The 26,003-nt window shown below is 39.0% G+C and carries 25 protein-coding genes and 1 tRNA gene; 11 read left to right on the top strand and 15 right to left on the bottom strand.

Features of this window, described 5'->3' with window-relative positions; all coding sequences use genetic code 11:
* Positions 1-303: 303 nt before the first annotated feature.
* Positions 304-576: an IS66 family transposase gene (locus MSBRM_RS09400; RefSeq protein ID WP_048155483.1), complete on the bottom strand. Its 273-nt coding sequence runs from the start codon at positions 574-576 to the stop codon at positions 304-306.
* 724 nt (positions 577-1,300) lie between these two features.
* On the opposite strand from MSBRM_RS09400, the gene MSBRM_RS09395 reads away from it, so the two are divergent.
* Positions 1,301-2,275: a carbohydrate kinase family protein gene (locus MSBRM_RS09395; RefSeq protein ID WP_048117512.1), complete on the top strand. Its 975-nt coding sequence runs from the start codon at positions 1,301-1,303 to the stop codon at positions 2,273-2,275.
* 153 nt (positions 2,276-2,428) lie between these two features.
* On the opposite strand, the gene pspAB is transcribed toward MSBRM_RS09395, so the two are convergent.
* The 4 genes from pspAB to MSBRM_RS09375 all read right to left on the bottom strand — a co-directional run bounded on the left by pspAB (position 2,429) and on the right by MSBRM_RS09375 (position 5,836).
* Positions 2,429-3,028 (bottom strand): PspA-associated protein PspAB, encoded by a 600-nt coding sequence (pspAB, locus tag MSBRM_RS09390; protein WP_048155480.1) that lies wholly within the window; start codon positions 3,026-3,028, stop codon positions 2,429-2,431.
* 198 nt (positions 3,029-3,226) lie between these two features.
* Positions 3,227-4,111: a zinc metalloprotease HtpX gene (htpX, locus tag MSBRM_RS09385; RefSeq protein ID WP_048155477.1), complete on the bottom strand. Its 885-nt coding sequence runs from the start codon at positions 4,109-4,111 to the stop codon at positions 3,227-3,229.
* A gap of 735 nt (positions 4,112-4,846) precedes the next feature.
* A tRNA-Ser gene (locus MSBRM_RS09380) sits at positions 4,847-4,931 on the bottom strand.
* Between the two features lie 152 nt (positions 4,932-5,083).
* The gene (locus MSBRM_RS09375) at positions 5,084-5,836 is read right to left on the bottom strand and encodes a peptidylprolyl isomerase (protein ID WP_048117523.1); all 753 of its coding nucleotides are present in this window, start codon (positions 5,834-5,836) and stop codon (positions 5,084-5,086) included.
* A gap of 617 nt (positions 5,837-6,453) precedes the next feature.
* Here MSBRM_RS09375 and nikR point away from each other — a divergent pair.
* Positions 6,454-6,879, top strand: coding sequence for a nickel-responsive transcriptional regulator NikR (gene nikR / locus MSBRM_RS09370; RefSeq protein WP_048155476.1), 426 nt, complete (start codon positions 6,454-6,456; stop codon positions 6,877-6,879).
* A 295-nt stretch (positions 6,880-7,174) separates the two neighbouring features.
* Positions 7,175-7,684 (top strand): GNAT family N-acetyltransferase, encoded by a 510-nt coding sequence (locus tag MSBRM_RS09360; RefSeq protein WP_329957069.1) that lies wholly within the window; start codon positions 7,175-7,177, stop codon positions 7,682-7,684.
* A 23-nt stretch (positions 7,685-7,707) separates the two neighbouring features.
* Here MSBRM_RS09360 and MSBRM_RS19460 read toward each other — a convergent pair whose 3' ends face one another.
* Positions 7,708-7,878, bottom strand: a complete 171-nt coding sequence (locus tag MSBRM_RS19460) for a pentapeptide repeat-containing protein (protein WP_080943695.1) — start codon at positions 7,876-7,878, stop codon at positions 7,708-7,710.
* A gap of 223 nt (positions 7,879-8,101) precedes the next feature.
* Here MSBRM_RS19460 and MSBRM_RS09355 point away from each other — a divergent pair, with 223 nt between their 5' ends.
* From MSBRM_RS09355 to MSBRM_RS09335, 5 genes are all read left to right on the top strand, one after another.
* Positions 8,102-9,094, top strand: coding sequence for an IS701 family transposase (locus MSBRM_RS09355; protein ID WP_048155834.1), 993 nt, complete (start codon positions 8,102-8,104; stop codon positions 9,092-9,094).
* 228 nt (positions 9,095-9,322) lie between these two features.
* The gene (locus MSBRM_RS09350; protein WP_048117528.1) at positions 9,323-9,892 is read left to right on the top strand and encodes a GNAT family N-acetyltransferase; all 570 of its coding nucleotides are present in this window, start codon (positions 9,323-9,325) and stop codon (positions 9,890-9,892) included.
* Positions 9,893-10,340: 448 nt separating this feature from the next.
* Positions 10,341-11,582 (top strand): calcium/sodium antiporter, encoded by a 1,242-nt coding sequence (locus MSBRM_RS09345; RefSeq protein WP_048155475.1) that lies wholly within the window; start codon positions 10,341-10,343, stop codon positions 11,580-11,582.
* An 825-nt stretch (positions 11,583-12,407) separates the two neighbouring features.
* Entirely contained in the window at positions 12,408-13,112 is a 705-nt protein-coding gene (locus MSBRM_RS09340; RefSeq protein WP_048155474.1) for a C39 family peptidase, read from the top strand.
* A 658-nt stretch (positions 13,113-13,770) separates the two neighbouring features.
* Positions 13,771-15,483, top strand: coding sequence for a thiamine pyrophosphate-binding protein (locus MSBRM_RS09335; RefSeq protein WP_048117546.1), 1,713 nt, complete (start codon positions 13,771-13,773; stop codon positions 15,481-15,483).
* 323 nt (positions 15,484-15,806) lie between these two features.
* Here MSBRM_RS09335 and MSBRM_RS21285 read toward each other — a convergent pair whose 3' ends face one another.
* From MSBRM_RS21285 to MSBRM_RS20840, 4 genes are all read right to left on the bottom strand, one after another.
* Positions 15,807-16,469 carry a vWA domain-containing protein gene (locus MSBRM_RS21285; protein ID WP_230629159.1) on the bottom strand — a complete coding sequence of 221 codons (663 nt, stop codon included), beginning with the start codon at positions 16,467-16,469 and terminating at the stop codon, positions 15,807-15,809.
* Between the two features lie 116 nt (positions 16,470-16,585).
* A complete protein-coding gene (locus MSBRM_RS21280) occupies positions 16,586-17,053 on the bottom strand; it encodes a hypothetical protein (RefSeq protein WP_230629160.1) in 468 nt (155 codons plus the stop codon).
* Between the two features lie 27 nt (positions 17,054-17,080).
* Positions 17,081-17,320: a hypothetical protein gene (locus tag MSBRM_RS21275; protein ID WP_230629161.1), complete on the bottom strand. Its 240-nt coding sequence runs from the start codon at positions 17,318-17,320 to the stop codon at positions 17,081-17,083.
* 175 nt (positions 17,321-17,495) lie between these two features.
* Positions 17,496-18,248: a hypothetical protein gene (locus MSBRM_RS20840; protein ID WP_176722102.1), complete on the bottom strand. Its 753-nt coding sequence runs from the start codon at positions 18,246-18,248 to the stop codon at positions 17,496-17,498.
* Between MSBRM_RS20840 and MSBRM_RS09320 the strand changes: the two genes are divergently transcribed.
* On the top strand, positions 18,249-19,049 hold the full coding sequence (locus MSBRM_RS09320; protein ID WP_158498914.1) for an IS5 family transposase: 801 nt from the start codon (positions 18,249-18,251) through the stop codon (positions 19,047-19,049).
* On the opposite strand, the gene MSBRM_RS09315 is transcribed toward MSBRM_RS09320, so the two are convergent.
* From MSBRM_RS09315 to MSBRM_RS09305, 4 genes are all read right to left on the bottom strand, one after another.
* Positions 19,039-19,239 carry a hypothetical protein gene (locus MSBRM_RS09315; RefSeq protein ID WP_048117552.1) on the bottom strand — a complete coding sequence of 67 codons (201 nt, stop codon included), beginning with the start codon at positions 19,237-19,239 and terminating at the stop codon, positions 19,039-19,041. The genes MSBRM_RS09320 and MSBRM_RS09315 overlap by 11 nt on opposite strands.
* A 539-nt stretch (positions 19,240-19,778) precedes the next feature.
* Entirely contained in the window at positions 19,779-19,943 is a 165-nt protein-coding gene (locus MSBRM_RS22090; RefSeq protein WP_141706369.1) for a zinc finger domain-containing protein, read from the bottom strand.
* A gap of 526 nt (positions 19,944-20,469) precedes the next feature.
* Positions 20,470-22,884, bottom strand: a complete 2,415-nt coding sequence (ppsA, locus tag MSBRM_RS09310; protein WP_048117555.1) for a phosphoenolpyruvate synthase — start codon at positions 22,882-22,884, stop codon at positions 20,470-20,472.
* Positions 22,885-23,296: 412 nt separating this feature from the next.
* The gene (locus MSBRM_RS09305; protein ID WP_048117559.1) at positions 23,297-23,770 is read right to left on the bottom strand and encodes a nucleoside deaminase; all 474 of its coding nucleotides are present in this window, start codon (positions 23,768-23,770) and stop codon (positions 23,297-23,299) included.
* Positions 23,771-23,959: 189 nt separating this feature from the next.
* On the opposite strand from MSBRM_RS09305, the gene MSBRM_RS09300 reads away from it, so the two are divergent.
* Positions 23,960-24,238: a DUF5661 family protein gene (locus tag MSBRM_RS09300; protein WP_230629162.1), complete on the top strand. Its 279-nt coding sequence runs from the start codon at positions 23,960-23,962 to the stop codon at positions 24,236-24,238.
* A gap of 380 nt (positions 24,239-24,618) precedes the next feature.
* A complete protein-coding gene (locus tag MSBRM_RS09295; RefSeq protein WP_048117565.1) occupies positions 24,619-25,395 on the top strand; it encodes a GTPase in 777 nt (258 codons plus the stop codon).
* Positions 25,396-25,734: 339 nt separating this feature from the next.
* Here MSBRM_RS09295 and MSBRM_RS19455 read toward each other — a convergent pair whose 3' ends face one another.
* Positions 25,735-25,911: an ATP-binding protein gene (locus MSBRM_RS19455; RefSeq protein WP_048117568.1), complete on the bottom strand. Its 177-nt coding sequence runs from the start codon at positions 25,909-25,911 to the stop codon at positions 25,735-25,737.
* Positions 25,912-26,003 lie beyond the last annotated feature (92 nt).

The raw sequence follows: 26,003 nt of genomic DNA, 5'->3' as shown, positions 1-26,003 counted from the left end.
GCTTTTTTAAAAGACCTCAAGCCGAATAGGTCTGAGACTTTCATGCTTTCTTTATTATTCCTGACAAATCTGTTCCGGTACCTAACCCGGTATTTCTGGTATTCTTGCTGTCTATTTGTTTTCGTTAGAGTAATTTTTCGTTAGAGTAATTAGAATAATATAATTAGCTTACCTATATTCCTATCTATAAATTATCCTCCAGTCCTATCCTCTTCAAATTAAGTGATAAGTTTTCACTTTGCACTCAATGAGCTTTTTTCTCTGTGATGAGTTGAGACAGAAATGGTATCTCAAATGCACTGCCTACTCTATTACATACTTATATGCACTTACCCCCGGTTTCTTTGCTGTCTGAACAATCGTCATAAATGTGTCGTTTGCCTTTGTTCCATCCTCTGTTATGGTTTGGAGACTCATATCTCTTTTTCTGACTTTTGCCCTTGCTGCTAATTCCACTGCATTGTTATGCAACGGAATCTCTGGAAAAACCAGTACTTTTAACAGCTGTTCCTTTTTCTCTTTCGTCTTAGCGATTTTTTCATCCAGCTGTTCATATCCTGTTTTGGTATAAAACAATTTATCAAATTTAATGAATAATTATCCGCTACCTCTGAATCTGGTTTCATTCTAAACTCACAAAGTTCACCATAAAAGTTCCAATAAAATACCACAGTTGAATTATTTGAGAACAGTGAAGAATTGTATTTTGTAGTAAAAATATAAGTATTTCTTGGATATCCTCATATATAGTTACTTGTCGGCGAACTTAGGCCATTCTAATGATGAGAGTAGTTACTTTCGTTAAATGTATAATTTTGTTTTGAGCTATTATTAGCTTTTTCTGCGCTTCCCAACACCACAAATCCGACAGTAAAAAAGAAAGACAAGAAAAAGCGAGCAGGTTGAGCGCAGATTTTTCTTCATACAACTATATAACAAGTTTTATAAATATACAATTATTTGGTTTATCTTCATAAAACTGTTTTTTTAAAGTTTTTAGAAATTGAGAACTTACATGGATCAGTCCGAAAATTGAAGAAAAATTATAAAGATATGAAAACTATTTATAGAGCTCATCCCAAAACTTGAAATTTGCTTCTTGGGTCTTGTATTGCGAATAATCAATCAAGATCATGGAAACAACTTTGAAAATTCCTAACAATTTTGAATAAAGTGACTTTTGGGATAGGCTCATAGTGTAAATAACTCTGTATAACTGGGATCTCAAGCTTGTTAAATTTTTTATTTACGGCATTTGCATGTCAAAGTATTATCACTCATAAATCAATATACCGTATTGATGAATGAAAATTCTCATTCCAGCCGCATTAAGTCAATTAAAGCCCTTACCTTTGGGGAAGCTCTTTTTGATATTATCAAAGGTTCAGCCCACCTTGGGGGAGCTCCGCTGAACCTTGCAGCCCATCTTGCAAAACTGGGAGCAAAACCGGCTGTGATCACGGCAGTCGGAAGAGATGAACTTGGAAAAAGCCTGTTTACCAGGGCTGAAGCAATGGGGATCGACACCTCTTACATCTTAATTGATAAAAAAAGACCTACAGGAACGGTTACTGTTCAACTTCAGGCTGAAGGAATTCCGGTTTTCACGATTAACAGAGGCGTTGCCTGGGATTCAATTACACCGGGAGAAAAGGAGTTTGAGGCTCTTTCCAGGGAAGAATGGGATGTTTTCTGCTTTGGAACCCTTGCCCAGAGGTCGGAAGAAAATCGAAAAACTCTGAAAAGGCTGTTTTCGGAAATAAAAGCAAAATATTTCTTCTACGATGTAAACTTGAGGACAGGTAATTACAAAGAAGAATGGATACTCTCTTCGCTAAAATACACGACGATTTTAAAGCTGAATGAGGAAGAAGCCGCCAGTATTTCCTGCATGCTTTCTGGCACTCCCGGCACCTGCAAACCTCTTACTTCTTACAAAGCTTTCTGCCTCCTGGCTACCGAAAAATATCCTGAAATTTCCGTGATATGTATATCAAGAGGACCCAGAGGAGCCGCTGTTTTCCATAAAGGCATTTATGAGGAGGTAGAAACAACTCCTGTCGAGGTTGCAGATACTGTCGGAGCCGGAGATGCCTTTTCCGCAGGCTTTCTTTACACCTACCTCTCAGGGTACGGAGTTTCAAAAGCCGCTTCAATCGCCTGCATCCTTGGAACGTATGTTGCATCAAAACCAGGTGCAGTTCCCGATTATTCAAAAGAGCTTATTGAAGAGCTCAAAACTCAAGGATTAAAACTGAGCTTAATCAAAAATTAACCCCAATTTGATCAAAACCTGAGCTTGATTATGAATGACCAAGTTGAATGGACTCAATTAAAAATTAAGGAAAAAGAGTTATAAAATAGATTGAACTTCTCGGATAAAATAGATTGAACTTCTCGGCGTCACAGTCTTTTAGGTCACAGTCTTTTAGAATGGAATTCCCCAAAGAGGGTACCACTTTTCTACATTTTCTTCGATAGGCATTTCCCTTTCCATTTCCGATCTCAACTTAAATTCAAAGGGACTGTCTCTCTGCTTGCCGGAAAGCGGGACAAAGGGATAATAAGTTCCCTGCTTAAAATTATAGATCCAGTAAACAGTTTCTCCACGGCCAGCTTTCCCGGCTTCGGGTTCGCTGTCAAACCTGTAAATAGCACAGAGAAGCTGCCCGCCAAAGCCGCGTTCTTCAAGGGTTTCACTTACAAGGTGAATGTTTGCAACAAGGTCTTCTAAATCCGGGTCTTTAAAAATAGCCCACAGGAAATTGAACTCGTCGTTTTCCAGCCTGAAATCGGTTTCTGTTTCCTTTGAACTGTATTCCAGGAGCTCCTGAATTTCTTTTCGTGTAGATTCATACGCTGAAGCCCCTATTGGCTTAAAGCAGATCCCTGCCGATCCTGAGGGTTTTAAACCGAGATTGCTTTCCAGAGTAATACTGGCTGTAGACATTGCAAATAGTTTCTCACTTTTTGCTTTTGGAAGCGTACTCTTCCCGAGAACTGCGTCCACTAAATCGCGAAGACCCATTTAGTTTCTCCTTTTTAAGTCATGTTCTTAATTCGCGGTATGAATTCGTTTTCTTGATTCGTGCCTGTTAATGAGAGTTTATAACCTGGATTTGTCCTATAACTGGAATTCGCCCTACGACAAGGATTTGTCCTATAACTGGAATTCGCTCTGTGACAAGGATTTGTCCTGTGGCCTGGATTTTACGAGTACATCAGGTTATCCCAGATCCTGCTGCATCTTTTCAAGTTTGGCTATTCTTTTTTCCACAGACGGGTGAGTGGAAAACAGATCCATTATGGAAGAACCTGAGATTGCAGGGATTATGAAAAAGGCATTCATTCCCTCTACTGACCTGAGGTCTTCACGTGGGACCTTGGACATGACTCCGCTTATCTTCATTAAGGCCGATGCAAGGTTCGATGGTTGTCCGGTAATAATGGCTGCGCCCCTGTCTGCGGCATATTCCCTGTAGCGAGAAAGGGCTCGAATAAGTAGGAAACTGATAGCCCAGACTGCAAGTGAAACTAGCCAGACAAGCAAAACGCCTCCACCTTCTTTTTTCCTGTCTCCTCCCATATCTCCAAAGTAGAGGACGTAACGGGCGAAGTAAAAAGCCAGAGTTGAGATGAAACTGGCAATTGTCATGATAGCCATATCTCTGTTCTTGACATGGGTAAGCTCGTGAGCAATCACGGCCTCAAGTTCGGCTGGAGAGAGTTTGTCCATAATTCCTGTTGTAACTGCAACAACAGCGTTGTTCTGGTTTCGGCCTGTTGCAAAAGCATTCGGAACCTGAGTCCTGACAATCGCCACCTGCGGTTTCGGGAGATCAGCTATTGCGCAGAGCCGCGTAATTATCCCATGCAGTTGTGGGGCTTCGCTTTCAGAAACGATATGTGCTCCGGTTGACCACAGCACCAGTTTATCTGAGTAAAAGTACTGGATGGCCATGAAAGAGCCTACAAAAAGCATCATGACCACTGTTGGAGTCCCGTTGTACGAGAGAAACACCAGGAATAAAAAGTAAACTGCTGCCAGAAGAAACATCGTGAAAATCATCCGTCCCTGAAGTCCCAAATCTCGTTCCCACTTTCGTTTCATTGATTACTGCTCCTGAGTATGATTTTTATGTCAAATTATGCTTAGGCACGACTTCAATTGATTACTTTTGAAGTAAAGTGCTGTTGCAGTGAATTGCAACTGAAGCAAATTGCGATTATAGTTAGTTAATATGCAGTTAAAGTTAAGCGCGTTTTAAATGATTATTAAGTCTGAGTTTAAATTATAATTAAACCTATGTTAAATGAAATATTAAAGTTACAAATATTAAATCTGAAAATATCAAACATACTGATATTAAACTTATAAATATAGCTTCCGTTAAATGGAAACCAAGTCTGATTGAGTGTACTTATCAGTGTTGACCTGTTAATCAAAGAAGGCTGCACATAACAAGAAAAACTTTTTTAAGACTATGAAAAACTGTTATTAAGACTTGGGTAAGGATTACGAAGGTATAACATGACTGTTAGATCCCGAGAAGGCAGTAAAGCTCCTTTTTTAACTAGAAATTCTGATATGTAAAATAGTAAAAGAGAGAAGTCTCGCCTTCACTCTCGGTCATGATCATGAGCGGCTCTTCGCACCAATGAGGTATAAAAACCACCCATTAATAAAAAGAGCCTATAGATACCGAAAAAATGTTATGTCAATTACTTTTAGACAGGTCCAGAGAATCATAATTTCTTCAAAATATGCGGTGACTTACAGCCAAAATATATTCAAGCTTAACTTATAAAAGCTATAGTTATTTTTAGAAAAAAACTAAGAAATTAACGCTGAGGGGGAGATTCGAACTCCCGTAGCGCAAGGCGCTACCGGTTTTCAAGACCGGCGCCGTGGTCCGCTGGGCTACCTCAGCAGGTTGAAAGAATTATTCTTACAGCTTCCGCAAAGGGAAAGGTACAGATTACCATGAGATTCCGGGAAGCGTATACAACAAACCCGATTATGGTATATAAAATTTGCGAAGAGAATGAGCTCTTCGCCTCTCTGAACAACTAAAAGCTGAAATCAGACTTCCGGCTCTGAGGATTCCTCAGTTTCGGGTTCAGCTTTGAGGTCAGCTTCGGGTTCAGCCTCGGCTGGTACCTGAGTTTCGGATTCAGCTGTAATTTTTTCAATGAACTGGACTTCCTTAAGGTCAGCATACTTGAAAAGTTCGGATGCAACCCTATTCTTTGCCATAAGCCAGCGCTGGTTGAAGGTCAAACCTGTAGGAATATAAATCTTTGCAACGCCATCAACAGTCTCTACTTCCATATCCCTGAGGCCGGTATAGAGGGCAAGCAGACCCTGAATTTTCTCAACTTCAGTCTCAAGAACATTTTCAATGGTATACTCGTAGGTAACGGTCTTGCCTGCAAGAGGGCTGTTAAAGTCTACAGTGACTCTGCGGCCTATAACCCTGCTGACAACTCCTCTTCTGCCGTCTATTTCAACAGGAAAACCAGGATGAACATTTCGGTCTTTCAGTTTCGTGATAGAAAGTGTTTCTACAAGTTTGGGATCGCTCAGGCCAAAAGCCTTTTCTGGAGGGATTACAACGCTTCCGTTGTAGCCGACTTCCTTTCCCTCAAGATCTTCATCAAGGCCCTCAATAGTATGATTTGCCCCGACAATAACAACGTCTCCGCCGTAAAGCCCGCGCGGATTAAAGATATCCTCCTTTTTTGCAAGTTCTTCGTCTGTTGTGTCGAAAATCCTGCCGTCTTCGAACTTACCTGTGTAGTTCAACTTTATGAAATCGCCTTTCTGGATTGCCATAATTTTCAACTCTTTTTTTAAATAAACTAAATTGATAAGCAAGAAAATAATTCATTGTTAGCCAATTCAGCGTAGATGTGTTTCACGCTATAGAACTCTGCCTTTAATAAGCTTTTTGGGAATCCGTAAGGTTACTGCCGATTTTATGGATACTAATAAAAAATTATAGTTTTATAGCTCAGACACCAGAATCACTATCATTCGACCTTGAAACTTATTTACAGCAAACAACTGGCTTGAAAATAAGCAGGTAAAATTATTTCACTTTATACTTATGGTGATCACCAGTTTTTGCAGGAACACCCTTTTCCTACAAATTACCCGGACAAAAGCAGAAGTTCCGGCAGGAAAAATTTTTATCCCTACACTTTGAAAAGCTGATGGATTTCTAAGTTTAGATGGATTTCTAAGTTTAATAACTTTCTTATATTTCATACATCTTTCGATTACTATTTATGCAACGAGATTACTATCAAATATAAGAATATAATTCTGGAAATCACAGCGGAGAATTTGGGGTCTATTATTAGTTTTTTCCGCTAGGCTTACTGTTGAGTTTTACCACCAGATGAGTGAATAGGTACTTAACAGAAAATTTTTGTTTTCGGGAGGGGTATATGGAAAGGAAGCTTATGAGAATAGGGGTTTCCCTACCTGGAGAACTTCTGGGTAAATCTGACAAAGCTCTTCTGAAGAGAGGATATTCCTCTCGATCTGAGGGGATAAGGGATGCCATAAGAACATATAATCAGCACTATGAGTGGATGCAGCAGATCAAGGGCAAAAGAGCTGCAACGATTTCTATAGTATATGATTGCTCAATAAAAGGGGTATCGAGCACCTTGGCAAGTATTCAGCACGAATACCTGGATCTGATAAATTCCTCAGTGCACTTCCATATTGAGCCAAATTTGTGTTTTGAGGTAATAATTCTGCAGGGAGAAGGGGAGAAAATAATAGAGCTGACTGAAAAAATTATAAGTTTAAAGGGAGTCAAGCACTCTAGGTTAACAACTGTTCCAGAAGAGAAGATTGAAAGGTGAGTATAAAAGGGGGGTTAAAAGCTTTTTGATCCTGGAAAATAGTTTAAAATTTACTTATTCTAAACTTCAGATCTTAAATTCCACTTCAAAAGCTGTGAGTATTCCTGGAGACATGGAATCGGAAACCACTCGTATATTTGTTAAGAAGCGGAAAATTCAATTAATCAGACACAGAACTAAAGAATTATCCAGAGATAAGCTCGCAAATTGTTACACTTGCTTATAAGTGATTTTTATGGGTCTAACACAAATTCAGGTTACATTCAACGTATATGTAACGAGTTTTGAGAGATTGGTGAAGGATATAATAACTAATCTATTTATAAGAAAATGGATACAGATCGAGAAAAAAAACGTTGTATCTGTAGAGGATTCCATGCTTCCTGAAATTATCCGAATTCAGTCCGAAAGTTTTGGAACTAAAAGCCAAAATGGCGTTAAACGATATTCAAAAAGAATGAAAAAGATCTTTTATGTGACAAAAAGCTATGATCAGGTTGTGGGTTACTGCATATATTATTTGAAGCCTGTTCTGTCTCTAAAGGGTTTTAAGAAAAAGTCCGTAATTTATTCAATTTCAATAGATAAGGATTTTAGAAGAAAGCACCATGGAGAGAATTTATTAAAAGAAAGCATTAAAGAAATGAGGTTAAATGGAATATCTTCGATTCTTTTATATGCAAATACGGAAAACCTTCCTGCTATAAAGTTGTATGAAAAAGTGGGCTTCAAGAAAATTAAAGAAATAAAAGATATATGCGGCTCGAAAGAGACATGTTATGAAATGGAATTAAGAATTCTTTAATTTTCAGGACTTTCTATATTTCCTTAAACTTTAGACTTCCCTAAACTCTCTGTTTCCTTAAACTCTACTTCCTTAAACTCTACTTCCTTAAACTCTACTTCCTTAAACTCTACTTCCTTAAACTCTACTTCCTTAAACTCTACTTCCTTAAACTCTATAATTTTTAAATACTTTTCTCTAACTTTTTGATACAAGTCCTTATGAACAAAGCTTTTTTATAAAAAAGCTGATCTTATTCAAGCATTCCTTTTGTACAATAATAATTTGGGGTTTTAGCTGGCCTTTTTCCTCGATGAAATAATTGATAAGTTTTGATAATAGATATATTTATAGGACTTACGCAGTTAAAATGCCGAAAACTTGATATCTTTATAAATATACTTATGGCTTAGTGTTTCTCTAAAAACGTACGGAGTTATGGACATAAATCCACCTAAGTGTACCGACATTGACTACATTAATTTTCTCATTGCGGCTTCTAACGTTTTTAGCTGTACTGAAGCTGCTAGATGTTATCCAGACATAGCTAATGCTCCTTCTCATGATGCTTTTACTCGTTGCCTTCAAAGGCAACCTCCAGACACGGAAGCACTATGGGAGGAAGTAAAAAGTTATGTCAAGCTTAAGGGAGGATACCTAATTGTTGATGATTCAACATTAGATAAACCATACGCAGAAGAAATTGCTTTTGTTCGTCGTATGTGGAGTGGAAAACATCATCGTACTGTAAAGGGAATAGGCCTGGTTACCTTAGTTTGGACTGACGGTACAACCGTTATACCTATCGATTTTCGAATTTATAACATCGATGTAGACGACAAAACAAAGAATGACCATTTCCGTGATATGCTTGACAAGGCCGAAGAACGTGGTTTTAATCCCAAATTCGTTTTATTTGATACATGGTATGCAAGTGTGAAAAACCTTAAAGCCATTAGACAGAAAGAGTGGCATTTCCTTACAAGATTGAAAAATAATCGTTTGGTAAATCCTGACAACAAGGGAAATGTGCCACTTGAAACAGTAGATATTCCTCCAAAAGGACGTGTGGTTCACCTCAAAGCATATGGATTTGTAAAGGTGTTTAGGATAGTTTCAAAAAATGGAGACACGCAACACTGGGTTACAGATGTGCAAGAGATGGATGAAGCAAAACGTGAAGATTTGGCAAAGAAGTCATGGAAAATTGAGGAATATCATAGGGGAATAAAACAGTTCTGTGGTGTCGAAAAATGTCAGGCAAGAAAGGAAGAATCACAAAGAGCACATATAATGTTCTCATTAAGAGCTTTTCTTAGACTGGAATTACAAAGAATCAAAAGTGGAATATCCTGGTTTGAAAGTGCTATGAAAATTAGAAGAGTGGCAGTGACAGAATACTTAAGGAATCCCCAATACACGTTAAATTAATTCAAATATTTGAAAGTTTGGAAAAAACAATATGCTAGGAGCCAACTGCGTAACTCCTATATTTAAATAAAAATTGAATTTTCTAAGATGCGTATAATTACTTGGCTGTGAGAAATTTTTGTCTGTGATAAATTTCTGTCACCAAAAAGTCGGAAGTTTTTAATGGTTTGAAACCGTAAACTTTAAAAAAGAGAATTTCACCAACGGCCTTGCCCAAGAGTGATTTTAATGGGTACTATAAAAATTCACACCCGATCAGTTGGGTACTTGATGAATCTTAAGAAACTACTGCAAGATACTACTGGTAATTTACTGGTAAAAAAATGGAAGTCAATAGAAAAAGGAGATATTGTTTCTATAGAAGACGACATGCTTCCTGAAGTTCTTAGAATCCAGGCCGAAGGATTTAAAAACGGAAGCTCGGAAAAGCTTATAAGATATTCGAAGAATTCAAAAAATATATTTTATGTTATGAAGAGCAAGGATGAAATCGTGGGTTACTGCGTCTACTACCTTAAACCTGCAATTTCCCTCAAAGGTTTTGAGAAAAAATCAGTAATATCCTCAATTGCAACTGACAAAAATTTTAGAGGCCGGGGTTTTGCTGAAAGGTTATTAAGGATCAGTACTGAAGAGATGAAGGTAAACGGAATATCATCCGTTCTCTTATATGTGAATATAAACAATCTTCCTGCGATATATTTATACAAAAAAATAGGCTTTCGGAAAATAAAAAAGGTAAAAAATATATGCGGCCAGAAAGAAAGCTGTTATGAGATGGAACTAAGGCTTACTTAAAGCGTTTCCTTGTATTGCTTATTTTCTTTTTGATGTATTTCCTCTATTATTTATTTTTTAATATGTTTTCCTATATTACTTATTTTTTGATGTATTTCCTGTTTTATAATTGAGCTGATCCCAAAACTCAAAATTGCTTCTCTGAATCCTGTATTCCGAACAATCAATCAAGTTTCTGATCATGAAAACAATCCTGAAAATTCTTGATGATTAAGAACGAAATGACTTTTGGGATAGGCTCATTTAAAAATATTTTTTATGGTGATAACTTCGTTCATGGAATAACTTCGTTCATGGAATAACTTCGTTCATGGAATAACTTCGTTCATGGAATAACTTCGTTCATGGAATAACTTCGTTCATGGAATAACTTCGTTTATGGTAATAACTTCAGGTCACTTTTATGTTCAAAGATAGATTTAAATAAATATCGGGTTCTCACTTCAGTGTGCCTGTAATTAATATCCTTATATTTCTTGGCGGGCTCGTACTGCTCGTAAAAGGATCAGACCTCTTTGTACTAACATCATCCCGGATTGCAAGAAGGTTTGGAGTATCCGAATTTGTAATAGGATTAACTCTTGTGTCCGTGGGCACATCAGTACCTGAGCTTGCCTCCTCTCTGACGGCATCTTTCCAGCAAGCAAGCGGGATAGTTATGGGCAATATACTTGGGTCAAATATTGCCAACATAGGCCTGATTGCAAGTACGGCCGCCCTCCTGACAAATATCAAGACCGAAGAGGTTATGCTGAGAAGGGACGGCTATATAATGCTATTTGCCTCTGTTCTCCTCTTTCTTTTTATGCTTGACTTCGAAATTTCGAGGTTAGAAGCCTTAATTTTTATTTTATTTTATCTTGCCTATCTTTTATTCCTGCTCGATAAAGTGAAAAGACACGAAGAAGAGATATATTTTAAAGATTTTATGATTTATTTTTTCAAATTCGAGTATCTTTTCGATCTGAAATCAAGAATTAAACCCCAGGTCCAGGAACGCGGAAAAAGAAATCGAAACTCTGAAGACACAAAAAAAGGCACCTTGAAAACAGGAAAAAGAGCTCAAAAGAAACACGAAAGTGAATCCGAAATTGAAATGAGAACTAAATACGAAAGCGAATCCAAAATTGAAATGGGAACTAAAAACGAACCGATAACTGAATTGAGAACCAAATCAAAAACAGAGCCCGAATATTATGATATTGACATCGACGTTACAGAAGAAAAACTTTACAAAGCCAGCCTTTTAATAGAATTTCTCAAGCTTATAGCAAGCGGGGCTGCAATCATAATTGGGGCAAAGTATTTTGTCGAACAGGCAGTCTTCTTTGCTCTGCTGCTGGAAGTTCCGGAGACACTTATCGGAATAAGCCTTGTTGCGGTTGGGACTTCAGTTCCCGAACTCATGGTAACCATCTCGGCAGCCCGGAGTGATTATGCTGGCATTGCTCTTGGAAATGTCATAGGGTCAAACATTGCAAATACTCTTTTGATACTGGGCTGCGCAGGGCTTGTCCACCCTATCATGGTAACCAGCCTCAGCATTTACTACATAGCGCCTTTTATGCTGATGATGAGCTTCCTGCTTATCTTATTTATACGAACGGGATGGAGAGTCAAACAGTTCGAAGGACTTATCCTGCTCCTTCTCTATCTGAGTTTCATGGTCCTGATCCTCCGTCTGGGGTAAAAATACTGTCTTAAGTAAGCCCAGGGAAATATAGGAATCAAAAATATAACAGGCTTAAGAATATGTTAGTAAGAGCCTGTCTTTTAAGAAAAGTCTCTTTTTAGCAAAAATTGTTTTTAACTCTAAGAGCGTGTCTTAAAATTCAACTTAATCTCACAACGGAACAGAATTTTACGTTTGAACTAAAAAATTGTAGTATTAAACTGTTAACTTTAAGGATAAAATGATATCCTTAAGTTAATGTCAAAGTACTTATCATCCATTTGTAGAATTGATTTAAACTTTAAGACCGCGTCTTAGAGTCTGTCCTTTATAGTAGTTGTCAGGGTAAGTTTGATTTATACGAGTAAAAACCTCTCAAAACCAACTAAAAAATTAACTATCGTTTTAACCCAAGATTAAAAAGATGAGATTTTTGTTTCTTTGACAGATTTCATAGCTTTTTATTATCTTGTGCATCTAATCAGCTACTTTGTTTCCAGCTACTTTGTTTCTAAATCTTATTTCTCATAAATATAATGATAATATTTAGTATTGTATTTAAATAAATAAATATTAAACTTAATATTATTTATTTGATATTAAATGTATGTCAAGAAATAACTTGAACCAATTTTTACACTGTACTCAAACACTAATAAAACAGTTTCATTTCAGTCGAATAACCAGTTGCTTGCAGCTGGGTGCCCAGCGTAACTTTGATTCAAAACACAAATCGTCGCTCAAGCTATTTAGCTACGACTCTTTAATTGAAGAGGCCTGCTCTATACTCTGTAGCAAAAACTTGGTCTCTTCTCCGAATTTGAATTTTGTGAGGATACGTCTATGAAACTAGATAATAAGAGTTTGAATATAAGAAAAGCAGCATTTCTTCTAAGCGTTGCTGGTTTGGTAATATTAACAGCTATAGGAATGCCTGCAGGCGCCAGTGAGATCAAAGTTAAAAATGTAGTTCCTGAGAATAACACAACTATGTTGTTACAGGTGCCAGATGTGCGCCAATCCACCAACTACTCGTGTGGGGCTTCATGCTTTCAGGCTGTAGTAAGCTACTGGGGCGGTACAGATATGGGAGAAGGCCAGTTTATTGAGCTCGTCAATACTACTCTTGGAGAGACTGAACGCAAGGGCACCACCCCCAGCGGCATAGTAGAAGGGGCAGAAAAAATGGGGTTTAGAGCTGAGATTAGGGAGAACCTGACACTGGACGATTTAAGAGACTCCATTAATAAGGGCATTCCAGTAATAGTTAGACTTCAGGCCTGGAAGGATGAGAATCAAACTTGGGAAATGAATGCGAGCAGTCACTACATGGTAGTCATAGGCATAGACAGCAAAAATGTGTACTTTGAAGACCCATGGATACTTGGCAACAGAGGGTATATTCCACATGATGAGTTCATAGAACGTTGGCATACTTTCAGTTATGAATCTCCTACAGCTGATAAAAAAACAAATATGATTCATATGGGAATCTTTATCAGTGGAGACAAGCCTGCACAAAATCCTGGTTTCATACACGTGGACTAAATCCAGGTACCAATATGCTTGAATATGTCCAGAATTGAGAAATCTAAGAGCATGTCCTAAAATTAAATTTGAGTCTACTTGAGTCTACGTTTGAGGCAGGACTTACAAACTTGAACTGAGAAGAATAGTATCATTAAGCCGTTAAACCGACATTCTGCAGATGCACACAGATGCATAATTTATTTACCAATTTGCCCAATATTATTCGGTAAAAGCAGGATGAGCTTTTAAGTTACTGTCCTATTGAAAAAAATAGGTGGCATTTTTATGTACATCTGCGGAAAGTGAGTTTTACCCATACGATTTGAAGAGGATACATGAAACTTGAAAAAAAGACACATTCAGCTTGTATGGGTATGTTTATTAATAGTTCCTCTGCAATCTTTTTTTGATTACTTACCTTCGCTCGATGTTGAAGAGACAGAAAAACTCATGGCAATCCTTAAGTATAATATTCTCCCTTTTTTTCTATAATGTTAAGTTCTACCACAAACTACGCGGAATCCAGTTTACCTGTTTCTTTATTAGCTGTAGTAGTGGTAGTACTATTCGCTTGAGCAAGAAAAAGAAACTATTCTGGCTCAAGTTGTGCTGTTTTTGGTTGTTATAGTGAATAGTACATCCTGTGCCATTTTGGTTTCTTTCCGGGAGTTTTAAGATGAAAGAAATGAATGGAGCAGAAGTCCTGGTTAAGTGTCTGGAGGACCTTGGTGTCAAACACATCTTTGGCTATACGGGAGCGGCAATACTTCCGGTATTTCATGCCCTCGGGCATAGTGATATTGAGATTATAGTCAATTCCAACGAGCAATCGGCAGCATTCAGCGCAGCAGGTTATTCACGGTCGAGCAACAGGGTCGGTGTAGCCATAGTCACATCCGGACCTGCCATTACTAACACGCTCACCAGCGTTGCTGACGCATATGAGGACAGCATCCCCCTGCTTGTATTTGCAGGGCAGGTCCCTGAGTATAAGATAGGCACCGATTCCTTCCAGCACATTAACGTCAAAGGCATCTTTAAGGATGCAACCAAGAAGGTCATACAGCTCTCAAATGGTGATGACATCGAAACCATAGTGAAGGATGCCTATTACTTTGCAAAGTCTGGAAAACCCGGGCCTGTAGTCATAGATTTCCCTCTTGACAAGCAGAAGAAAAAACATGAGTATCGTGGTATGGATGTCACAAAGTTTGAGGAAAGTTATCACGATGACAGGCACCTGACTGAAGAACAATGCAGAGCCTTTTTTAAGCTGTTGCTCAACTCAAAAAGACCCCTGCTCTACCTTGGAGGCGGCCTGAACTCGGAGCCCGGAAGCCAGGCCGTCAGGGAATTAAATGAGCTTTTCGGAATACCTTCTGTCAACACACTCATGGCAAAGAGTGTTGTTGACGAAAGGGATGAGCTGAACCTGGGAATGTTGGGAATGTTCGGTACACCATACGCGAACATGCTCATACAGGAAAACGACTTCTTCTTTGCTATCGGGGTAAGATGGGATGACCGGGTTGCGGAAAAGATTGGGTTTGCAATAGGTACCGACATAGCTTACATTGATATCAATCCTGAGAAAATGCATCAGATAAAAATCGAGCGCAGCCCGAAATTCACATTCATGGGGGATGCTGCCACAGCGCTCCGAGACCTGCTGAACTATGCTGTGAAGCATAACATCCATCTGGATATTCGGGAATGGCAGATGCGTGCAAGAGACCTGAAAAGGTCGTGGCCTCTGGATTACAACAGGAAATCCGAATACATACAAGCTGCTGAGGTCATTTCAATGCTTGTAAACTACATTGATGAAAATACAAAGATAACCACTGGTGTAGGCAATCATCAGATGCTCGCAGCACAGTATCTGCCAATGTACTGCCCCAAATCTTTCATGACTTCTGGCTCTTTCGGCACAATGGGATTTTCCATGCCCACTGCAATCGGTGTACATTATGCGAACCCACATTCAGGAGTCATAGCAATCGATGGTGACGGCAGTCTGAGGATGAATCTGGGTGAACTGCATACTATCGCATCGCTGGACCTTCCAATCAAGATACTTATGCTGAACAACAGAAGCGATGGTATGGTCCAGAACTTGCAGGATGCGGATTATGAAGGAACACGCATAGGAACACAAAGGCCAAAAGATGTGAATTTTGCAGAGATTGCAAGGTCATTTGGTTTCAGTTACGCAGAGAGGATAAGCAGCAAAAATGATTTGAAAGTGAAAATGGAAGCATTTATGAATGCAGAGGGACCTTGCTTCTTGGAAGCTTGCACGGACAGGGAAGAGATCCTATATCCGAAGGTTCCGGCAGGGGGATCTTATAAAGATATGATTCTTGGCCCTTACATTAAATCAATTTGACTATCTTAAGAACTATGTTATAGAACTACAGGGGAAAACGAAAGCAGAGTTTCAATCCCGTAGATTTAGGAAATCCGGGAAACAGTAACTCGAAGCTTTCCGAACTCCCAAGAAAACTGGCCATGAGGGACTTGATGTGCGACCCGGTGCAGACATCTCTTTGGGGGGTAGTTGTTTCACCGGAAAAGTTGGGTTGTTTACTGAAAAATGCCTTTAGTAGGATAAATTTCTATAAAATGATAACTTGAGCTGGCATTCCTTTATTTCATGAAATCTTACATGTGAAATGTCTACTATAAACCCATGTCTACTATAAACACGTCTTAATCAGCTTCTTGAGTCTTGCAATTTATCAGTTTCACTATTCCTCCACTGCCATCAAAATCCTGATCCATTTCAACCATATATGTATAATCCGATATCTGCGAAAGCCCTCCTGCCCCGCTTCTTTCGACTATCAGTGAATAAACCTTTGCATTATACTTCTTTTTTGCCTCTTCCCAGCGAGCCAGGACAAATTCGTCGGAGATTTCTGACTTGCTGTCAGTAATGAAAAGCAGGTATGCACCCCGAAAGTCCTTTTCCTTAAGGGACTTAAGACCTGAAGCAAGCACGGTATTAAAGTCCGTCCCGCCACCAAAAGTGTAGAGAAGGAAGTTAAGAAATCTTTCTGACATCTTTTTCCTGCTGCTGAGCTCTATTTCCAGGTGCTGGCTTGTTGAGGCAAAAAGGATGACCTTCATGTCCCGCTGCTGGGCAAGCATCAGCTTTGCCATTGCAAGTATGGCAGACTTCTCAAGGGTCTGGGGAGCCACATGCATGGAACCAGATGTATCAACAAGCGCAATCATGGGCCCTCTTGGTTTTATGTGAGGAAGACCGGTATAGTGTTTGCCGAGCAGCTGGTAGCTCAGGAGCTTTCCTTCAAGCATATCAGCATAGAATATTTGCTTCAAAGCGGGGTTAAGGAGTTTTGCTACTTCCATGGGCAGTAGGTTATTTATAGAGTCCGAAAACCTCACAGTTTGAATACGGTTTTTTCTAAAAGGAGAGTAGCGTATGCGGTCGGCCGAAGGATCAAATTCCCGCCTGCCGATAAAATTTACAATCCTCCTGAGGTCAGGTTTTTTTCAAAAAAAGCAGAATAATTTTTCAGCATCTTGAGCTGGACATAAAAAGGTTCTTTTTTAAGCTCCTTTACAGAATAGCTCCAGTTCCTACCAGGAAAGAGAAGGGCAAGGGTATCAAAAAGTTCAAGGTTTTCTTCCATTTCGGAGATGAACTCCTGCATCCTGTGATAAAGCCCTTCCATTATTCCTTCAAGAAAAGCCTGACATCCGTCCTGCTGTATGAAATTGAGGACAGAGTCATAAAGTTCAGGCTGCCGGAGAGCAATGTCAGGACCCTGAAAATTCCGGGATGAAAAGTCGTCTGAATAACTTTCCCCAAGAAGAAAGGTTTGTTTAAGAATTTTTTCAAACTCTCTGAGGATGGCTTCCGTTTCAGCATCGAGTTCTTTTAACAAGCCCGTTTCCGAATTTCGGCTTTGGGTTGCTGAATAACGTTTCATAAGGTCATAGATTAGTGGAAGAAGAAGCTAAAGGCATGCGACTCCGGCCCCTTTGCTTCTTTTTGCAATTTTCTGGAGGTCGGGCCATGGTCTTGAGTTTCTCAGAGTGAGAAAGATAGGGTAAAATGCTCCGAAAAGTCCTATGAACCTTTCAGCATCTTTTATTTCGTATGGTTGTCCAAAGAGAATCTCAAGGGCAATCACTTCAGCTATTCTCTCACGCAAGTGACGGGGAATTATCCCGGGATAAGCAACAGTGCTTCTCAATTCTCCTTCAAGCGGGAAAGCTACCGGTCTCTGGACAGAAAAAGAATCATGTCAGAGCCGGTTTCTTGAAAAAAAAGAGTAAGACCAGTGGGATGTGTTATCCTGATTGCTCAAAAAACCGGCTGAATTTTTCGTATCAACACCTCATATTTACTTTTTTGAGCCTGAGCCTTATTTATCTGAGCTTAAACCTTGACCTGAGTCCCTTTATGAAACCAACGGCTGCATTACTGCTGCTGCCAGAACCAGGCACCTGGCTTCTTGCTTCCAGTTTTGTGGCATGAAGGTCAATATGGAGGTCAAAAGATGAATTTTTCAAGGATCTGGACTCTATAGGTCTGTCTTCTTTATTCTGCAAGCCCAAAATATTCCGAATTTCGTCTATGAGTGCTTCAGTATATGACAACTGTGTGTTTTCTGTATCATACAGGAGCAGAGCTTCGTTTCTGTCAGCAGTTGAAAGCCAGATGTTTGCATCCATAAGGTCTCTGAGAAGATCTTTTTCGTCTTCAAGCCGCTGTTTTACTCTATTTACCCTGCTAGCCAGAGATTCGAATCCTTTTTCAAAAACCTCTCTCTGGACTTGAGACAGGGTATTTTTCTTTCCTGAACTTGCATGAAGATAATCAATTTCCTTTACCAGGTTATCATAAGGATAGATCCTCGAATTTCCTTCCTGCCTGAGAGTATAGCTGTGGTTCTGGCAGGCAGTGTGATGAAGTTCCAGATTTTCCCTCAACTGAACCTCTTCCCCACAGCTGTCACAGACTACTCTGATCGGAAGTTCATTTTTCAGGGCAATACTGAGTGCTGTCTTCAGGTCTTCAGCATCCAGGCGCAGTTTTTCCGTATTCGTACCGCCGGAGACAACGAGCTTAAATACAGTTTTTTGGATAACTTCCCGCTCTTCGGGAAGATTCCAGAGCATGTGCTGGAGCAAAAGAAAGAGTATATAAGCGCAGACTATCGTGATTTTGTAGAACTTATTGACCTTATGAGTAATATAAAAGAAAAACTTGACCTTGATAAGGTTCCTCATTACACTATTCTTCAAAAGTTTGTATCCAGAATTCCGTCCTCATTGTTTAACCTAATTTTATCAAAAACTCTAAAACTATTTTATTCACATGGAGAAAATGCTTCTATTACAGCAATTGATGCAACTGGGTTTACGAGTTCTTATGCAAGTCATTATTACTCACGAAGAACAGGGAAGCTCCTAAGGAGCTTCCTGAAAACTTCAATAGCAGTAGATACAGATAAAAAGGTGATATTAGGATGGAAAATCAGTCAAAAAACAGATCATGATGTCAAACATGCAAAAGCTCTGATAAGACAATCAAATAAGTCAAGAAAATCTGAATGTTACGTCCTAGATAAGGAGTATGATTCTGAAAAAATTCATGTTCTAATTAGAGAAGAAATTAAAGCAGATTCAATTATACCTGTAAGAAAAAGAAAGAGGAAGAAAGTAAGAGGAAAATACAGAAGAAAGCTATATTTGAACTTTGGTAAAATCAAATATAATAAAAGGAACATAGCGGAAACAACGTTCTCTGTTGTCAAAAGGAAGTTTGGAGAAGTACTGAGAGCAAGAAAGTTCTATAATCAAGTCAAAGAACTAAAAATTAAACTGATAGTGTACAATATAAATAAAAAAGCAGTGAAAATAGTTTGCATTAAATTAAGGATTTCTACAGAGCCAGAGAATTTATATTTTAAAGCTTAATTTCTTCCAACCGGCTTAAAGGTACTAGTTTTCCTCTTGCCTCGTTTTCAAAACTTCTAAGTACCAGTTCCGTTTCTTCTGCGGTGAGCAAGCTGTCTATATCCACCATATGCTCCTTAATTTCCCCAAGTTGTTTTTTGATAAAATTGAGTTCTTCAAACATCTTTTTCTCGATTTTTTCTCCATTCATGAAATCACAGCCTGTACTTATCCAGATTTGTATTCGTTTAACTTAAGATTTGCCTTAGAATTCATTGACTTATTACTTGTTTGATTATTAGACTAATGTCGAGTCAATCATCAAGGATTCAATGATCCCGAATAATTGCAATCGATTTTATACAACATTTTGTGTTTGACTCGATGCTAGTCCATACTGGTCACATTGGGATTTACTTTTTTCAATAAAAGAAAGCTATGTAATAACCTACATTCCGCAGATGTACACACATGTATAATTAATTTGCCGATTTGCCTTGTTATCTCATCAAGTACGATGTTCAGTTTTTAATCTATTGCCGTATTGAGAAAATAAATGGCATTTTTGTGTACATCTACGGAAAGTGGGTAATAAAGTATAAAGATGAAATAACAAAATATAAAGATCAAATAACAAAATATAAAGCAAAACCTGCCTGTGGCCATATCTGGTTAATTGACCTGAGCTGGTTTTGTTGTGAATCTTCGGTTTTGAGGGTTATTGAATGTTACTTCTGGATACGGGTCTCTTCAAAAATGAATTATCGGCCGAGTTACACTTTGAGATGATATCCTGATAGAAATAGCCGAAGATGTACACCCGCATTTTCTACAGTAATAAAACACATTTGAACCAATTACCTGCTTTTTAAGAGGTGTACCGCATCGGACACACTTTGCAGAGGATTCAAACATTTTGGTCTCACTCCATGATTATTAATGGCTCAAGTCTTGCAGTTTCCTTTCTTGTCCAGTACTCACATACAGGACAATATTGAAATTTTTCGAAGAGATCATCTTCAAGTTTAGAATGGCACTCCGGGCAATATTTTAAAAAAGGCATTAAAATTTCTCCCACTTATATTATTAATAAAGTTTAAGTCAATCTATTATTCAGATACTTCTTTCAATTATTCTAGCCTGGTTTTTCCAGTTCACTTCATTATATTCCAAATTCCTTTCCGAATATCTTTTTAGATTTTATTATTATCTTCTGAACTCTTCTCGCTTTTCTAAATAAATTCCCACTCTTTTTTAACTTTTTACTGCCTATTCGGTTTCTTTTCAGCTATGAATCATTTTTTTAGTTATTTTTTTCACTTTTCATTACATTAACCGCTATTTTTTCGCTTTTAATTGTACGAACAGCTATTTTTTATAATTTAACTTATTAATATCTATTTTTTGGTTTTTCATACCTTTCTGGTTATTTTTTGGCTTTTTACTGCCGTTTCAGTTCTTTTTCAGTCTCCAGGACTTTAAGAGTGATTTTCATAACCGAATCGGGATTAAGTGAAATGGAATCTATTCCTTCTTTTACCAGGAACTCCGCAATTTCAGGAAAATCACTTGGAGCCTGTCCACAAATTCCGCTATGTCTTCCATTACGTTTTGCTCCCTGGACAGCCATTGCCATAATCTTAGTAACCCCGGGGTCCCGCTCATCGAATTCAGCGGCAAGAAGTTCGGAATCCCTGTCAACGCCAAGGGTCAACTGAGTCAGGTCATTTGAACCTATTGAGAAACCGTCGAAGAATTTACTGAATTCATCGATAAGCAGAACATTGTTCGGAATCTCGCACATAACATAGACCTGAAGCCCGTTTTCTCCCCTTTTAAGCCCGTTTTTTTCCATTTCGTCAATAACTTTCCGCGCTTCTTCAATCGTTCTGCAGAAGGGAATCATAAGAATAAGGTTTGTAAGCCCCATTTCGTCCCTGACCTTTTTCATAGCCCTGCACTCAAGAGCATATCCTTCCCTGTAACGCTCATCAAAATAGCGGGAAGCTCCCCTGAACCCTATCATGGGGTTGTTTTCCTCCATTTCAAAGTAACTGCCCCCAAGTAGACTTGCGTACTCATTGGTCTTGAAGTCACTCATACGAACTACAACCGGCTTGGGATAGAAAGCCGCAGCAATGGTGCCGACTCCCTGGGCAAGCTGCTCGACAAAATAATCTTCTCTTCTGTAGCCTCGGGTAAGCTGCTCGATTTCCCGAAGAGCCTTAAGGTTTTTGACCTTTTCAGGGTGCACAAGAGCCATCGGGTGAACCTTAATATAGCTCGTAATGATAAACTCCAGCCTTGCAAGTCCTATTCCGTCGTTTGGGATCATGGAAAAGCCAAAAGCCTCTTCAGGGTTTCCGAGGTTCATCATAATCTCGGTTTTCGGGCGTTTCATATCTTTCAGGATCAGGGTATCTTTATGAAAAGGAAGAATCCCATCGTATACAAGCCCGTTCTCGCCTTCGGCACAGCTAACCGTAATTTCCCTGCCTGTTTCAAGCACTTCGGTTGCATTGCCTGCTCCTACAACTGCAGGAATTCCCAGCTCCCGGCTGACAATCGCTGCATGGCAGGTCCTTCCTCCTTTGTTCGTGACAATCGCAGCCGCGGTTTTCATTACAGGCTCCCAGTCTGGAGTTGTGGTATCCGCGATCAGGATTTCTCCCGGTTTAAAAGAAGGCAGGTCTGAGATATCAGGAATTGCATGGGCTTTTCCGGATGCAATTTTGTCGCCTACGCTCCTGCCTCTTGCAAGAATTTCGGACCTTTTTTCAAGCACATAGGTTTCCAGGATATCTTTACGCCGCTGGGACTGAACCGTTTCAGGTCTTGCCTGCACTATGAAAAGTTCACCTGTTATGCCGTCCTTTGCCCATTCAATGTCCATGGGTCTCGATTCCCCGTACTTCTCGGAATAATGATCTTCTATAGCAATAGCATACCCGGAAAGTTTGAGAACTTCTTCGTCACTGAGACAGAAGCGCAGCCTATCAGCTTCAGGAACCTCGATATTCCTGGTGAGCACTTTTGAATCGCCGCGCCCGTAGATCATCTTGATCTCCTTGCTCCCTACTTTTTTCTTGACAATCGGCTTAAAACCCTGCCTGAAGGTCGGCTTGAAAACATAAAATTCATCGGGGTTAACCTGTCCCTGAACAATATTTTCTCCAAGCCCGTATGCACCTGTGATAAAAACCACATCCCTAAAACCGGTCTCCGTATCCAGGGTAAAAATAACCCCGCTGGAAGCAAGATCCGACCTGACCATTTTCATGATTCCTATGGAAAGAGCAACCTTGAAATGATCAAATTTGTTGGTTACGCGGTAGGAAATAGCTCTGTCTGTGAAAAGAGATGCAAAACAGCGTATGCACGCATCTCTAAGCCCTGGATACCCCCGAATATTCAGGTAAGTCTCTTGCTGGCCCGCAAAAGAAGCTGTAGGCAAATCTTCAGCCGTTGCCGAACTTCGCACGGCTACGTCTGTATCTTCCCCGTATTGTTCGCAGAGGCGGTCATATGCGGTCTTGATCTCCTCCCATAGATCATCCGGAATTCCTGCCCCAAGAATCAGGTCTCTTGCAGCTTTTCCTCTTCTTGCAAGGTCTGCAATGTTCGAGGTATCGAGCCCTTCCATCATGCTTTTAAGTTTCTCCAGAATTCCTCCGGCTTCAAGAGTATGCCAGTAAGCCTCAGCAGTAACTGAAAAACCATTTGGGATCTTTACTCCCTTTGAAGTAAGCTCCCTGTACATTTCCCCAAGTGAAGCGTTCTTCCCGCCGACAATCGAGACATCATCAATCGTGGTTTCTTCAAACCAGCGAATATACTTACTTTTGTTATCAGACATCTCCCAGAAAACCCCCTTTTAAAATTATTTACTGTAATCTAAAATATATGGCAATACATTTAAAGCTTCATGTAGAGTTTGGAAAGTTCCTCTCTATATGGACGGAGAGCTCTTTATTAAATCTAGCCCTCAATATAATTGTGCTCCGATAAAAAAATGAGTTTCCCGCTATGTAAAAACCGGGAAAAAGCTTACCTACAGATAAAAGCAAGGAGCTTAAATTTTAGTAAATAGGTAGCAACAAATAATTCTTCCTTTAGATAAATATTTATAGAATAACATTTTCAATAAAAATATTCACCCAACATAATTTCCTATTGAATTTAAATTACTGATTTTATTCTTTAATTTGAGTATTGGTTCTGGCTCTCTCAGTACTCTATTTTATTCTTCAATTTGAGTATTGGTTCTCTTAGTACTCTATTTTATTTTCGGACTCTTCCCACGCCTTAAAAGCCTTCAAGGCCTCTTTCCTTAGGAGCTGACGGAATTCTATATTTCTCTCCTGATGAGGGCGTGATATCTCACTATAAATTAGAGAATCCGCAAAGCCAATTTTTTGAGCATCAGATGCCGTATTGGCAAAAACAACTTTACCAATTCTGGCCCAGTAAATCGCTCCAAGGCACATTGGGCAAGGCTCACAGGAAGCGTAGATAGTACAGCCGCTGAGATCAAAGGTCTCGAGTTTCCGGGCTGCTTCTCTTATTACATTTATCTCGGCATGGGCCGTAGGGTCATTAAGTGCAGTAACCATGTTGCAGCTCTCTGCAAGGATTTTCCCTTTTCTGACGATTACTGCTCCAAAAGGTCCTCCTCCTTTCTTCACATTTTCAAGTGAAAGTTCGATTGCCCTTTTCATAAATAAAGAATCTTCGTCTGACATTTTTACTCTCTCTTACTCTCTTATGGTCTTATTCACTTCTTTTCGAGATTTTTATTCAAACGTACAGTTTCTCTTTGTGAAGTAATTATATACATATTCTGGTTTTACAGGAAAATCCTTAAGTACAGTTCTATTCAATAGTATCAAGCGATTATTAAACAATTGTTAAAAATTAAATAATCAATTGGAGTGAGAAGTTTGACAAAAAAGCAATTTACTGCTGAAGAGGCAAAAGCAGTCGGGGAACAGCTTGGAATAAAATGGGATAAGTTTGATGTTGACCAGTTTCGCAGAGGCATGGATGTTGAGCTCGAACATGGAACCCAGGATCCCTTGACAAATGTTACTAACGATGATCCCATAATGACAGGGAAAATCGCACTTGCTCATCTGAACGAATTTCCGGATTATTATGATAGGCTAGAGGAAATGGAAGAAGAAGCCGAGAAATTCTGGGAAAATAAGTAAACACTAAGCTTTATAGTCTTGTTATTATTTTTTATTTAATAACTTTATTTTTTACTTAATAACTTTATTTTTTATTTAATAACTTTATTTTTTACTTAATAACTTTATTTTTTTCATTTAGATAACTATTGGAATTTAACTAATAGAATTACTTTTATAAGTTTGTATTAAACTTAACAATTCGATTCTATAACCTATTGAAAGCTGCTTGCCTCTTGGGATCAGATACTATTTTCTGGAACCAGATACCACTTTCTATAATTAGATACCACTTTCTAGAACCAGATACCAGTTTCTGGAACCAGACATTACCCTACCTTTATACGCATAGAGTCTTACACTATATCTTCATATACCAGCTTGTGCCATAGCCAGAGCATATGGCGAGCTACAAAGCCCTTGTAAAAGATGTTATCAAAAAAGCTGACGTCCTTCTTGAAGTAATAGATTCCAGGTTTCCTGAAGAGACCCAAAACAGTGAAGTTGAGCGCGAGATAATCCGCTTGAACAAGCCTTTCATTATAGTAATCAACAAATCAGACCTTGTATCAAGAGAAAAACTTGAAAAAACCAAAGCCCGCCTTTCAAGAATTGCACCTGTAGTTTTTGTTTCCAGCAAGGACAGGTCAGGAACAACGATGCTGAGGCACCAGATCCTTGCGTCGGCCGCTATAAAAGCCGGTATAAAAGGGCAGGATATCCTTGTCGGAACCCTGGGCTATCCCAATGTTGGCAAATCTTCAGTAATCAACGGCGTTACAGGCCGACACCGGGCAAGCACATCTCCTGTATCCGGCCACACGAAAGGCATCCAGCATGTGGATGCAGGCTCACACATCATGTTCATAGATACTCCTGGAGTGATTCCTTTTGATGAAAAAGACGAATATCTGCAGGGCCTACTCGGAATAAAGGATGCAACCCATCTTAAGGACAAAATCGGTGTCGCTCTGAAGATAATTGAAAAAATAATTGCCGAAAATAAAACGGTTCTCGAGTCATTCTATAGTATCACAATTAAAGATGAGGCTTCCTATGATGTGCTTGAACTGATAGGCATACAGTGCAATTTCCTGCAAAAGAAAGGTGAAGTAGACGAAACACGGACTGCTACCAGAATAATTAATGACTGGCAAAACGGGCGGTTACTTATATAAAATATTGATTAAATTCTCAATACGGAAACAAAATCCGATATTATCAGGGTCACAGTTTACACGGAAAAAGTATCCTCTTCAAATTATATGGATAAAAGCAGTAATATATTTTCGACCACAGAATTGAGTAAGATCAGAGCATTAAGAATTTTTTGTGAATTTTGTTTACTCTTTGAGATAAGTTCACAAAGCTCTTTACGTTCGTCTTTAGTGTTACAGTATATCTTTTCATAAGTACTCTTAGAATTACTTATGAAAAGATATAAGAAATACTTTACGACGTTTTAAGTTTGACTTGACACTAGAGTAGTCCATGAATTTATATAAATTTTTAGAGTTTTATACGATGGTAATTGCCCCATGTACGCATACATATAAACATACGCCGCAGTCATTGCATTTATCTTCAACGACAAACGAAACATCATTATCGTTGAGGGAAATTGCACATGCAGGGCATTCGCCTATACAGCTTCCACAACTAGTGCAGGCATCGGCATTAATTTTTGCTACCATGTCTTTTCACTCCCTAGTTTATCAGTGTATTGATTTCATTCACTGAATTTTATATAAAGACAGCTGTTGGTTCTGGTAGTCTGAAGGCTAAA

Source organism: Methanosarcina barkeri MS, assembly GCF_000970025.1.
Taxonomy (GTDB): Archaea; Halobacteriota; Methanosarcinia; order Methanosarcinales; family Methanosarcinaceae; genus Methanosarcina; species Methanosarcina barkeri.
The sequence above is the reverse complement of the archived record's forward strand: the minus strand, read 5'-3'. Positions and strand labels throughout refer to the sequence as shown.